Raw genomic sequence first — 13,099 nt, 5'->3', positions numbered from 1 at the left:
TATTTGTATATACATTTAATGATACAAATAAACACAGGGACACAAACATGGATTTGCTGATTGAAAACGCACGTCTAGTTACCATGCAATCGGGAGAATGCGGATACCTTCCAACGCCTCCAGCGCGCATTGGTATTAAATCTGGAAAAATCGTTGCGATCAGTACTTGTGCCATTGGTGAAGACGCACCGCAAACCGAGTCTCTGCTGTCTGCCCAACATTACGCTCAGAGTATCGACCTTCAAGGCAAGTTAGTTCTGCCAGGTTTGATCGACTGCCACACTCATCTTATTTACGCGGGCAATCGTGCCAACGAATTTGAAATGCGCTTAAACGGCGTGCCATATCAAGAAATTTCCAAACAAGGCGGTGGGATACTTTCAACGGTGCATGCGACGCGTTCAGCAACCGAAGCGCAATTAGTTGAGTTAGCGTTGCCACGTTTAGACGGGCTACTCGCGAGCGGCGTCACTTCTGTCGAAGTGAAATCAGGCTACGGATTGACACTGAATGATGAAATAAAAATGCTCCGTGCAGCCAAAATGCTTGAACAAGAGCGCAAAGTTAAAATCACCACTACACTTCTCGCCGCTCACGCCATTCCGCCAGAGTTCCAAGGTCGTGCAGATGATTATATTGAGCACATTTGTCAGGACATAATCCCTGTTGTCGCAAAGGAAGAATTAGCTACGAGTGTCGATGTTTTTTGTGAATCGATTGGTTTCAATCTTGAACAAACAGAAAAAGTGTTTGTAGCTGCAAAACGCCACGGCTTAAAGGTTAAAGGGCATACTGAGCAACTTTCTAATCTCGGTGGTACAGCCCTCACTGCGCAATACAACGGTCTGTCAGCGGATCACATCGAGTTTTTAGATGAGCAAGGTGTTAAAGCACTTGCTCGATCAAACACCGTCGCCACTCTATTGCCTGGCGCTTTTTATTTTCTAAGAGAAACTCAGTTACCACCGATTGAGTTGTTGAGAGAGCATAACGTGCCGATGGCAATTGCTACGGACGTCAACCCAGGTACATCACCATTTTCTGATCTCACACTCATGCTGAATATGGCGTGCACGCTATTTCGCCTTACACCGCAAGAAGCATTGCGTGGTGTAACGCAACATGCAGCCAAAGCTCTGGGTTATCAAAACTCACGTGGCGAAATCAAAGTAGGGTTTGATGCGGACTTCTCTATCTGGGATATCGAAAGCCCTGCGGATTTAAGCTATCAAGTCGGAGCAAAACGTCTGGTAGGTCGTATAGTAAATGGTGAATACATTTCACACGGAGGCCAATAATATGTCTCAATTCGACCTACACTCTCCCCTATTTCATTGGCAAGGCCGTCATGATGCCGAGGACGGCAAGCTTGGTCAGCGAATTCATCACGTTGTTCAACGCCAAAAAGCAGATGAGTTGCGTGCCGTTGCGCATGGCGTCTCATTACTCGGTTTTGCTACCGACGCTGGCGTTGCGAGAAACAAAGGACGCATTGGCGCGAAAAAAGCGCCAGACTTAATCCGACGAGCACTCGCTAATTTAGCATGGCACCAAGACGCCCCACTATATGACTTAGGTACTGTGGTGTGTGAAGACGACTTACTGGAAGAGAGCCAAGCTCTATGTGCAGCAACCATTTCAAGCGCACTGCCCCATACGCCAGTCATCGTGCTAGGTGGTGGGCATGAGATTGCGTGGGCCTCGTTTTCCGGCTTAGCGGAATATTTTAAAGCGCACCATCCAGAGAAGAAGCCTAAAATCGGCATTATTAATTTCGATGCGCATTTCGATTTGCGCGCATTTGAGAGCAACCTCACCGACATAAGACCAAGCTCTGGCACCCCCTTCAACCAAATTCATCATTTTTGCCAACGTAACGATTGGGACTTTCATTACGCTTGTATTGGTGTAAGCCGTAGTAGCAACACTAAAGCGCTATTTGAAAAAGCAGATGCGTTAAATGTTTGGTATGTAGAGGACAATCAGCTCTGCTACTTAAACCACAGTTATCACTTAACTCAGCTTCAGCATTTTATTGACGACTGTGACTACCTCTATTTGACCATTGATCTGGATGTATTTCCTGCCGCAACCGCACCTGGAGTCAGCGCACCAGCAGCTCGGGGAGTGAGTTACGACACTATTGCACCCTTTTTAGATCGAATTCTTCATTACAAAAATAAGTTAATGCTGGCTGATATCGCCGAATACAACCCAAATTATGACGTCGATAGTCAAACAGCACGATTAGCTGCCCGTTTGTGTTGGGATATCGCCAACGCAATGGCGGAAAAACAGCACAAACCATAATGCATCCCAGATGCCACTGATTATTACGACCAAGCAAGTACTTGGTCATCACGAGAAACTAAAGGAGTCTGAAATGACACAGCGCCAGGGACAAGATCCACGACTTGATACAAGCAGAACAATTCGTGCACCTCACGGAGATAAACTGCGCGCAAAATCTTGGCTAACCGAAGCCCCTCTTCGTATGCTGATGAACAACCTTGATCCTGATGTTGCAGAACATCCACATTCACTGGTTGTATATGGCGGCATTGGCCGAGCAGCGCGAAACTGGGAATGTTACGACAAGATTGTTGAAGTACTTGAAAGACTCGAAGATGACCAAACGCTTTTAGTTCAATCAGGCAAGCCTGTTGGTGTTTTCCCTACTCATAAAAATGCTCCACGCGTGCTTATCGCAAACTCAAACCTTGTTCCGCATTGGGCAAACTGGGAACACTTCAACGAGCTCGATAAACAAGGCTTGATGATGTACGGCCAAATGACCGCTGGCAGCTGGATATACATTGGCTCGCAAGGTATCGTACAAGGCACATACGAAACGTTCGTATCTGTTGCAAAAAAACACTTTGACGGTGAAGCAAAGGGCCGTTGGATTCTAACAGGTGGTCTCGGTGGCATGGGTGGTGCTCAACCTCTCGCTGGTACAATGGCGGGCTTCTCCATGATTGCAGTAGAGTGTGATGAGTCACGTATCGATTACCGCCTACGTACAGGCTATGTCGATAAGAAAGCGACTTCTTTAGATGAAGCGCTAGCTATCATTAAAGAGTCAGACACACCAGTATCGGTTGGTCTACTAGGTAATGCAGCAGACGTTTTCTCTGAGCTGGTAGAACGTAATATCACGCCTGATGTAGTAACAGACCAAACGTCTGCACACGACCCGCTCAATGGCTATTTACCACAAGGCTGGAGCATGTCTCACGCAGCAGAAATGCGTTTGCAAGATGAAGCAATGGTCGTAAAAGCAGCGAAAAAATCCATGGCTGTGCAAGTTCAAGCGATGTTAGAGCTGCAAAATCGCGGCGCCGCAACACTCGACTACGGTAACAACATCCGCCAGATGGCCTTGGAAGAAGGCGTAGAAAACGCATTTGATTTCCCTGGCTTCGTTCCAGCCTACATTCGTCCTCTATTCTGTGAAGGTATCGGTCCTTTCCGTTGGGCTGCTCTCTCTGGCGATCCTGAGGACATTTATAAAACCGACCAAAAAGTAAAAGAGCTAATTCCAGATAATCCGCACTTACATAACTGGCTAGATATGGCTCGCGAACGCATCCAGTTCCAAGGTTTACCTGCGCGTATTTGCTGGGTTGGTCTTAAAGATCGTGAGCGTCTTGGTCAAGCATTCAACGAAATGGTGAAAAATGGCGAACTTAAAGCGCCCGTTGTCATTGGTCGAGATCACTTAGACTCTGGCTCTGTAGCAAGCCCGAACCGTGAAACCGAAGGTATGATGGACGGTTCTGACGCCGTATCAGACTGGCCATTATTAAACGCGCTACTCAACACGGCGGGCGGCGCAACTTGGGTTTCACTGCACCACGGCGGTGGCGTAGGTATGGGCTTCTCGCAACACTCAGGTATGGTTATCTGCTGTGACGGCAGTGAAGATGCCTCACAACGTATTGCCCGCGTGCTGCATAACGACCCAGCAACAGGCGTGATGCGTCATGCTGATGCGGGATACGATATCGCTAAACAATGTGCAGCAGAGCAAGGGCTAGATTTGCCAATGCTCAACGAAGAACTGAAGAAGCTCAAGTAAGGATGAAAGAGATGTTAAATTTAGCGCTAAAGCCAGGTCATATTAGCTTAAACGAACTACGCCAAGTGAGCCGTTCACCAGTCAACCTTACTTTGGATCCTGAAGCCATTCCGGCCATTGAAGAAAGCACACAGGTCGTAGACCGAGTCATCGCGGAAGATCGAACGGTTTACGGAATTAACACTGGTTTTGGGCTATTGGCTAACACACGAATAGCACCAGAAGATTTAGAAACACTGCAACGCAGTATCGTTCTCTCTCATGCGGCAGGTATCGGTGAGTTTATGTCAGATGAAACGGTTCGTCTGATGATGGTATTAAAAATCAATAGTCTGTCTCGTGGCTTTTCTGGGATTCGCCTAAAAGTCATTAATATGCTGACCGACCTAGTCAACGCACAAGTTTACCCTTGCGTACCTAAAAAGGGCTCTGTTGGCGCATCAGGTGACTTAGCTCCTCTAGCCCATATGAGCACAGTATTACTGGGAGAAGGACAAGCTCGCCACAACGGTAATATCATTTCCGGGCAAGAAGCTTTAAAAATCGCAGGTCTAGAGCCTATCACTCTGGCGCCAAAAGAAGGCTTAGCGCTACTAAATGGGACTCAGGCATCCACAGCGTTCGCATTGGAAGGCCTGTTTATCGCGGAAGACCTTTTCGCGTCAGCAACCGTTTGTGGTGCAATGTCTGTTGAAGCCGCTCTCGGCAGCCGACGTCCATTCGATCCGCGCATTCACCGTGTACGTGGTCATCGCAGCCAAATGGACGCAGCACTCGCATACCGTCATTTGTTAGACACATCGAGTGAAATAGGTGATTCGCACACTAACTGTGAAAAAGTACAAGACCCGTATTCTTTGCGCTGTCAGCCTCAAGTGATGGGTGCGTGTTTACAGCAAATCCGCAATGCGGCGGAAGTACTACAAGTAGAAGCGAATTCCGTATCAGATAACCCGTTGGTGTTTGCTGAAGATGGTGACATCATCTCTGGCGGTAACTTCCACGCGGAGCCTGTTGCAATGGCAGCCGACAACCTAGCACTTGCGATTGCCGAGATCGGCAGCTTGTCTGAACGTCGTATGGCATTACTTATCGATAGCGCGCTATCAAAACTGCCACCGTTCTTAGTCGACAATGGTGGTGTGAACTCTGGTTTCATGATTGCTCAGGTTACCTCCGCTGCGTTAGCAAGTGAAAACAAAACACTCGCTCACCCAGCGTCAGTAGACAGCTTGCCAACATCTGCAAACCAAGAAGATCACGTCTCAATGGCAACATTCGCGGCTCGCAGATTGAAAGAAATGGGCGAAAACACTCGCGGTATTCTGGCTGTCGAATACCTCTCAGCAGCACAAGGCCTAGACTTTAGAGCGCCAAACAAGTCCTCTGAGCGTATTGAGATTGCGAAACAAATGTTGCGTGAAAAAGTATCGTTCTACGATAAAGATCGCTACTTTGCTCCAGACATTGAACAGGCAAATACTCTGCTTAAGCTGGCTATTCACAACACGCTCATGCCAGAGAGCTTGTTACCAAGTGTTCAATAACCAAGCATAACTGGATTTCATCGAATAAACAGATAATGACTTGAAGGCTCTACGTTCTGCGTGGAGCCTTTTTATATACGATTAAACATATTGATGGCACTATTTATGAACGCCTGTCTACTTTGATGGCTATACTTTACAAGATAGGCGAGCGAAAAGGTCGTTGTTTATTGTTTTCACAAATAAAAGCGTTGCTAAAGTATGCGTTTTTAACGGTTTATCCGCCGAAATAGTGTCTTATTGTTAGGATACGGTGAAGTTTTCACTGGATGGACCATTGCTACGCAGATATTCGCATATAATCCCACACAGTTTTGGTTACTACGTAAAAATTATGTTTCTAACACCTTATTTTTCAAACACTAATCACCAGTTTCAGTTCACTCGCGAACAAGCAAGCCACTTTGCAAAACGTGTCGCAGGTGACTACAACCCAATTCATGATGAAGACAACAAACGCTTTTGTGTCCCTGGGGATTTACTTTTCGCTGTGCTTCTCAGTAAAGAAGGCGTTAGCCAAAAGATGCGTTTTAACTTCTCTGGCATGGTAAACGATGGTGTAGCACTTCATATTGAAAATAAGTGTGACAAAGAAAGCGCTGTTGTTGACGAGGCAGGTAAAGAATACTTACACATGTCCCGTGAAGGTGAAACTAACCACGATCCGGCATTTATTGAGCATGTAGTGACAAATTACGTGCAATTTTCTGGTATGAACTTCCCTCACATCATGGTTCCTCTTATGGAAGAGAAGCAAATGATGATCAACTGCCAGCGTCCATTAGTTATTTATGAAAGCATGGAAGTCGAATTTTCACGCTTAGACCTTACGCATCCAGAGGTGGATTTCACTGGCGCAACATTCGACGTAGAAGGAAAACGAGGTGTAGTCACCTTAAACTTTGCGTTTAAAGAAGACGGTGAAGTCGTTGGTAAAGGTATTAAGCGCATGGTTGCAAGTGGCTTGAAGCCATATGACCAAGAAGCGGTTGATGACCTTGTACGCCGCTTTAATGAACGTAAGGATGCATTCCTAGCAAAGTTCGTTAAGGCAGCCTAGTAGACTGCCCTATCAGAAGCGCACAAAAAACGTGTTTACTAAAAGAAAGCCCAACGTCGACCGTTGGGCTTTCTTTTTATGTCTCATCCAAACAAAACTAAACGCAATGCTTAGAGCCAACGACGAACATGGTTTTTATAATCCACATACTCTTCACCAAACAATCGCTCTAAAACGCGTTCCTCAGGCTTGATTTGAAACCGATTCATATAACTGACAAATATCACGCCACAAAGCACCACACTCAAGTGCTGCCACCACAAACCAGTTGCTATGATTAGAAGCAATAATGCCATGTACATAGGGTTGCGTGAAAAGGCAAACACACCAGTTCTTACAACAGAAGATGCCGCTTCAGGTTTTACTGGGTTCACTGTGGTTTTTACTTTGCGAAATTCATACACGCCAGCAATGCCCATGTAGCCAGACAACAAAGTTAATACACCTACTACAAATTCAACAAAGGGTACTCGAATGTTCATGCTCGGCGTCAAAACTTTAAGTCCGTACATCAAAAGTATGACTAGCAAAAACACCACAACAGGTGGGACTTTGAGTTCAAGTTTTCTCAAGATTCATATCCTTTGAAAGGGTCTAAATACGGTTTCTAAAAAGCCCAGTAAAACTGGGCTTGATCTAGTCCGATTACAACAAAGTTAACAATGCCTGAACGGGATGCTTGGGCTTCGTTCCTTCAAAGCGTTTCACTTGGCTGCGGCAAGAATAGCCTGTAATCAAACATCTCTCGTTATCCAACTTATCTAAGCTTGGCTTCCAGCTTAAATTGTAAATATCTTTCGACATCGACAACTTATCAACCTCATGACCAAACGTACCCGCCATACCACAACAACCAACAGGTACCGTATTCAAAACTGCACCAAAGTGAGCAAAAATAGCGCCCCACTCTTTTTCCGCATTTGGCATTTTGGTTTTCTCAGTACAGTGCGCAAACAGATACCAAGGTTCCTGCGCCTTATGCTCTCCGCTTTCAAACGCTTCTAGTCTTGGGTAAAGCCATTCGTGGGCTGTTAGTACATCGAAATTACCTCGCTTACTGCCAAGCACTTCAGCGTATTCATCTCGATAACACAGCACCAAAGCAGGATCGACGCCAACTAATGGAATATCCAGATCCGCTACCATCGCCAAGAACTTCGCTGTGTCGGCTGCTGTGTCCTTAAACTGACGTAAAAACCCTTTAATGTGTTGTGCTTTACCATTCGGCTTAAACGGCAGAAGCACCGGATTCATACCCAGCTTTTTCAATAACTTAACGAAGTCTTCAACGACATCAGCGTCGTAGTAACTAGTGAATGGGTCTTGAACAATTAAAACATGCTTGCTCTTTTCAGACGAAGACAAACCACTGAGCGCTTGCAGATCATAAGGCGTTGTCAGCGACTCTACTCGTTGTTTCAAGGTGGGTACTGATAACAACGGCGCATCGACATACCCGACCGTAGATGCCGTTAAACTTTTCACCCACGACTGCTTCAAAACACCATTTACGACACCTGGCGCTTTTGCCATCATCGGCAGCATAGTCTCAATGTTCGCAACCAGATAGTCTTTTGCAGGACGTTGATAACGAGAGTGATAGATGTTTAAAAAGCGTGAGCGAAAACTCGGAACATCGACTTTAATCGGACACTGGCTCGCACATGCTTTACACGCCAAACAACCATTCATCGCTTCATACACTTCGTGGGAGAAATCGTATTCGTGACGACGATTGATAGAATGACGTACACGGTCAATCATGGTTTTGATTGATGTTCTGTTTTCTAGCGTTTGCTTTTCTAAGTCAAGGATATCAATGCCTTGTTCAGTGAGCTGACGCAACCACTCGCGAACCAAACCCGCACGACCTTTCGGTGAATGACGACGATCGGCTGTTACTTTCATCGATGGACACATTGGCGAGCTAGTATCGTAGTTAAAACACAAACCGTTACCGTTACATTCCATCGCTTGTTTAAAGCTGTCACGTACTTGAACGTCAATCTGACGGTCATAGTAACCACGTTTGGTATCGGTAACTTTGACAAGCTCTGCATCACTATCCAGCGGTGTACAGATTTTGCCCGGGTTCATTTTGTTGTGTGGATCGAATGCCGCTTTCACACGTCTCAGTTCAGTAAACAACTCGTCGCCGAAAAACTCAGGGCCATATTCTGAACGGAAACCTTTGCCGTGTTCACCCCACATCAAACCACCGTATTTCGCCACCAGCTTGACCACTTCATCAGACACTTCGTGCATCAATGCTTCTTGGTGCGGGTCACACAAATCCAACGCAGGACGTACGTGAAGCACCCCAGCATCGACGTGACCAAACATGCCGTAATTCAGAGACTTGCTGTCTAACAGCTCTCGAAACTCTACAATAAAGTCCGCCAGGTTTTCTGGTGGCACACAGGTATCTTCAGCGAATGCGACCGGTTTAGCACGACCTTTTGCTGCGCCTAACAAACCCACCGCTTTTTTACGCATGTTGTAAATACGCCCAATGCTCGCTACATCATTACAAACTTGGTAGCCGATAATGCCCGCTTCTTCTGTTTCCAACATGGTATCGAGCTTGGCGGTCAACGCTGCAACCTGAGCAGCAACTTCCTCTTCGTCCTGACCTGCGTATTCCACCATATTGATGCCAAGCATCTCTTTATTTGGAACATCGGTAAGTAAATCGCTCACGGTGTGCCAAACGATATCTTGCTTCGCGAGATTAAGCACTTTTGAGTCAACGGTTTCTACAGACAGCGCTTTCGCCTCTACCATAAACGGTGCATTACGCAGTGCAGAATCAAAGCTGTTGTATTTAACGTTAACCAAAGTACGTGCTTTCGGAATTGGCGTCAGGTTAAGCTTTGCTTCGGTAATAAATGCCAATGAACCTTCCGCGCCGCACAGTACTCGTGTGATATCGAAACGGTCGTCGTCTTCATTCAAGGCATTTTTTAAATCGTAGCCCGTTAAAAATCGGTTAAGAGGAGGAAACTTATCTACGATCTGCTGGCGTTTTTCACGACATACGGATTCCGTTACTCGTAGCGCCTTGGCAGCAAACTCGCCTTCTTTTGGGTAGCCGTTGGACAGATCTGATTCTAAAACTGAGCCATCAGCAAACACCGCTTGTAGCGACAAAACATGATCGGATGTTTTCCCGTATTTCAGAGAACCTTGACCAGAAGCATCGGTGTTGACCATGCCGCCAATCGTTGCACGGTTACTGGTAGATAAGTCTGGAGAGAAGAAGTAGCCATAAGGGCGAACTGCGTCATTTAACTGGTCTTTCACTACACCAGTTTGTACACGAACCCAGCCTTCTTTCTCATTAATCTCAAGCACTTTGTTCATGTGGCGAGACATATCCACCACAATACCTTTGGTTAGCGACTGACCATTGGTCCCCGTGCCGCCACCACGAGGTGAAAAGGTAATTCGTTCGTACTTTTCTTTATTGCTCAGTTTCCCGAGGAGAGAAACATCTTCTGTCGTTTTGGGATGAACGACAGACTGAGGAAGTTGCTGGTAAACACTGTTGTCAGTGGCAACCGCTAGTCGACTTGAATATTGGCTTTCGATATCACCAGTGAATCCGGCGTGCTCAAGCTCTTTCAGAAAACTAAGAACAAGAGGATCGACATCAGTTTGCGAGTGTAATCTTGGTAACATTTGCTTCCTGCCCCTACGACGCTGATCCGATCAGCTGCGGGTTGTGTAATCATTTGCTCACTTCTCATACAAATTGGCGCTAAGCGAAAAAACACCACAAAAGAGTTAGTGAAGTAATATTCTTTGAATTTCGTCACTTTACAACATTTAAAAAGACGAGCAAATCAGAATCTCGATACAATAATTAAACTTATGCTTTATTTTTTCACGCTTGATGCCTTACATTGGGGAACGAATCGCGTTTCTAGATGAGTTTTCAGAATGAAAAAAAATAAAATTGTGACCACTGAAGATATCCTTCTCAAACTTTGCCAGTCTGTTTCTGGCGTACTTACTTCGGCGACATCTTCTCAAGTAAATTATTCAGCAATGGTGCAAAAAATCCACAAGACTAGCCTCAAACCAGATTTTGGCTGTTTTGTTCTGTTTGATGGCGGATTTACCGGGCTAGTTGTGATTAATTTTACGGCAAAAGCCGCACTGGAGATCTACACCAACTACATGCGTAATATGGGCATGCCAGAAGAAGAACTGGCAATATCTCATACTTCTGACGAGGTAGGCGATGTTCTGGGTGAACTCATGAATCAACTGGTCGGAGACTTCACTAATAAAATTCGTAAAGACCTGCAAACGAACATCACACAAAACCAACCAAAAATGCTGGCGCTGAATAAGCAAGTTATCTTACAAGTTGATACCAACCTTGACCGCCCTCAAGCGCGCAGAGTGACGTTCTCCACCGAAAACAACAATATTTTCTATCTCGAGCTAGCAATGGATAAAACTGAGTTCATCCAACTGGAAGAGTTTGAAGTTGCTGAAGACGAAAACCCAGACGACATTTTAGAGGCAACACGTAAACAGTTGGCTGAGAAAGAATCTAAATCGTTGGGATCAAACGATGATGCCGATGACTTGCTCAACCAGCTCGGGTTGTAATTCTAACGAATCTTAATGAAGAATGGCTTCTTAGACACAAGTACGGCTTCATACTGATTACGACGAACTAAAACGCCAGCCTCGCTTAATGCGAGGCTTCTTTTTATGTGCAGAAATTATCTTCAGTCCCACCTTGTATTTCGTTTTTATGTCAAAAAAGGTAATATATCTGACTTCATAAATTTTCTGCTTTCGTTACTGGTTGTCGATGGATAAACAAAAAGCTCTGAAAAAAATCGCCAAGTGCTTAGAACTGGGCAATTCCGCTAATGTTAATGAGGCTGCCAATGCTATCAAAATGGCACATCGCCTCATGCTTAAATATGGTCTCGATAAAGACGATATTGAGTTCATCAGAATGGGAAAAACACAATCTTCTCATCTGCTACCAGCGAACATCAGTTCTACCATATTGCGAGTGATTCGCGGCATTAACACAAAATTCGGTGTCGAAGCAGTATTGTTGAATCACAAAGGGCTCAAACGTGTCGAATTTATCGGTGAAGCAGATCGCGCTATTTTTGCTGCATTTGCTTTCGATATTGTTTATCGCGAGATGAACGAAAGTACCGGACAATTCCGAAACAGCTTTGCTGGCACCGGCACCTCTTCTCAGGAAGTGACTCGCCGTGTGAACTCATTTGTATCTGGCTGGGTGGAAGGCGCGATTGAAAAATTGCCAATTATTTCTCCAGATGAAGAGTCGGCCAATAAAATTAATGACTATATTGATAAAGAATTCCAAAACATTGACCGCGAAACGTTCAAGAAGCAATTGAAAGAAGCGATGAAAAACCTAACTGAAGACTACGAAGTGGGCTTAAAGAAAGGTAGAAAGGTTTCAGTTAACCGTGGAGTGGGCGGCGAACAAGCACGCAAAATGTTGGGCGATTCATCGAAATAGCCAGAATAGTAAAGGATTCACATAAGCACCCATGACTTCGATGTCTATAGGGCTTACTTTGAGAGCTTTGGCAGTATTGATAGGAATTTTCTTACAGAAACTCTTATCAATCTTACTTTCTCATAACAAATATTAATGCTTGTTTATTCATAATTCGCATCCCATTATGAGGCATGGTTTCGCCTCAGTTTTATACGGAGATTTTCCCTTGAAAAAGATGCCTATTGCACTAGCTCTAGTGCTAGCTCTTACTGGCTGTCAAGCCACTCAACGCCAAAATGCAACAACGGGTGAATACGAAACTAACTCCACCACGCAAGGCGCGCTTATTGGTGCGATCGCTGGCGCAGCAATCGGCCTAGCAACGGGTGATGATGCTAAAGAACGTCGTCAGCATGCACTCATTGGTGCAGCCGCAGGCGGAGCGACTGGCGCTGGCGTTGGTTACTACTTTGACCAACAAGAAGCGGAATTACGTCGCGCTTTGCTAAACTCTGGCGTACAAGTTCAGCGTGTTGGTGAAAATCAGCTTTTACTGCGTATGGAAAACGGTATCGGCTTCTCTTCAAGCTCTTACCAGCTTGATGCTAGTATCCATAACACTCTACGCGGTGTTGCTCGCATCCTAGTTGAGTACCCAGATACCAGTCTCGTTATTGACGGTTACACGGATAGCACAGGTAGTGAGTCATACAACCAAACGTTGTCAGAGCGCCGTGCAGAGTCCGTACGTCAATTCCTAGTATCTCAAAACGTTGCACCTGGTCGTGCAATTGCACGCGGCTACGGCGAACGTAACCCAATTTGCTCAAACCAAACTTCTGAAGGTCGTGCGTGCAACCGTCGTGTTGAAATCCAGATCTTGCCACTGAAGTAATTTGGTT

At 45.5% G+C, this 13,099-nt stretch carries 10 protein-coding genes; 8 read left to right on the top strand and 2 right to left on the bottom strand.

Annotated features, from left to right (window positions below):
* Window positions 1–47: 47 nt before the first annotated feature.
* The 5 genes from hutI (at window position 48) to R7Q11_RS08490 (ending at window position 6,688) form a co-directional block, all read left to right on the top strand.
* On the top strand, window positions 48–1,298 hold the full coding sequence (gene hutI, locus R7Q11_RS08510; protein WP_054576441.1) for an imidazolonepropionase: 1,251 nt from the start codon (window positions 48–50) through the stop codon (window positions 1,296–1,298).
* A 1-nt stretch (window position 1,299) separates the two neighbouring features.
* Window positions 1,300–2,310, top strand: a complete 1,011-nt coding sequence (hutG, locus tag R7Q11_RS08505) for a formimidoylglutamase (protein ID WP_054576440.1) — start codon at window positions 1,300–1,302, stop codon at window positions 2,308–2,310.
* A 73-nt stretch (window positions 2,311–2,383) separates the two neighbouring features.
* Window positions 2,384–4,081 (top strand): urocanate hydratase, encoded by a 1,698-nt coding sequence (gene hutU / locus R7Q11_RS08500; protein ID WP_054578031.1) that lies wholly within the window; start codon window positions 2,384–2,386, stop codon window positions 4,079–4,081.
* A gap of 11 nt (window positions 4,082–4,092) precedes the next feature.
* Window positions 4,093–5,628: a histidine ammonia-lyase gene (hutH, locus tag R7Q11_RS08495; protein ID WP_054866110.1), complete on the top strand. Its 1,536-nt coding sequence runs from the start codon at window positions 4,093–4,095 to the stop codon at window positions 5,626–5,628.
* Between the two features lie 334 nt (window positions 5,629–5,962).
* A complete protein-coding gene (locus R7Q11_RS08490; protein ID WP_017821813.1) occupies window positions 5,963–6,688 on the top strand; it encodes a DUF3581 domain-containing protein in 726 nt (241 codons plus the stop codon).
* A 110-nt stretch (window positions 6,689–6,798) separates the two neighbouring features.
* Here R7Q11_RS08490 and R7Q11_RS08485 read toward each other — a convergent pair whose 3' ends face one another.
* Both R7Q11_RS08485 and R7Q11_RS08480 read right to left on the bottom strand, forming a co-directional pair.
* Window positions 6,799–7,260, bottom strand: a complete 462-nt coding sequence (locus R7Q11_RS08485; RefSeq protein ID WP_054576439.1) for a methyltransferase family protein — start codon at window positions 7,258–7,260, stop codon at window positions 6,799–6,801.
* A gap of 73 nt (window positions 7,261–7,333) precedes the next feature.
* Entirely contained in the window at window positions 7,334–10,369 is a 3,036-nt protein-coding gene (locus tag R7Q11_RS08480) for an FAD-binding and (Fe-S)-binding domain-containing protein (RefSeq protein ID WP_138939963.1), read from the bottom strand.
* A gap of 261 nt (window positions 10,370–10,630) precedes the next feature.
* On the opposite strand from R7Q11_RS08480, the gene R7Q11_RS08475 reads away from it, so the two are divergent.
* The 3 genes from R7Q11_RS08475 (at window position 10,631) to R7Q11_RS08465 (ending at window position 13,092) form a co-directional block, all read left to right on the top strand.
* Window positions 10,631–11,311, top strand: coding sequence for a DUF3334 family protein (locus R7Q11_RS08475; protein WP_005377953.1), 681 nt, complete (start codon window positions 10,631–10,633; stop codon window positions 11,309–11,311).
* Between the two features lie 208 nt (window positions 11,312–11,519).
* Entirely contained in the window at window positions 11,520–12,215 is a 696-nt protein-coding gene (locus R7Q11_RS08470; RefSeq protein WP_005377954.1) for a DUF2786 domain-containing protein, read from the top strand.
* 217 nt (window positions 12,216–12,432) lie between these two features.
* Window positions 12,433–13,092 (top strand): OmpA family protein, encoded by a 660-nt coding sequence (locus R7Q11_RS08465; protein WP_005377956.1) that lies wholly within the window; start codon window positions 12,433–12,435, stop codon window positions 13,090–13,092.
* Window positions 13,093–13,099 lie beyond the last annotated feature (7 nt).

The organism is Vibrio sp. 970 (assembly GCF_033339075.1).
Note: the sequence above shows the minus strand (reverse complement) of the source record. Positions and strands in the feature narration are given on the sequence as shown.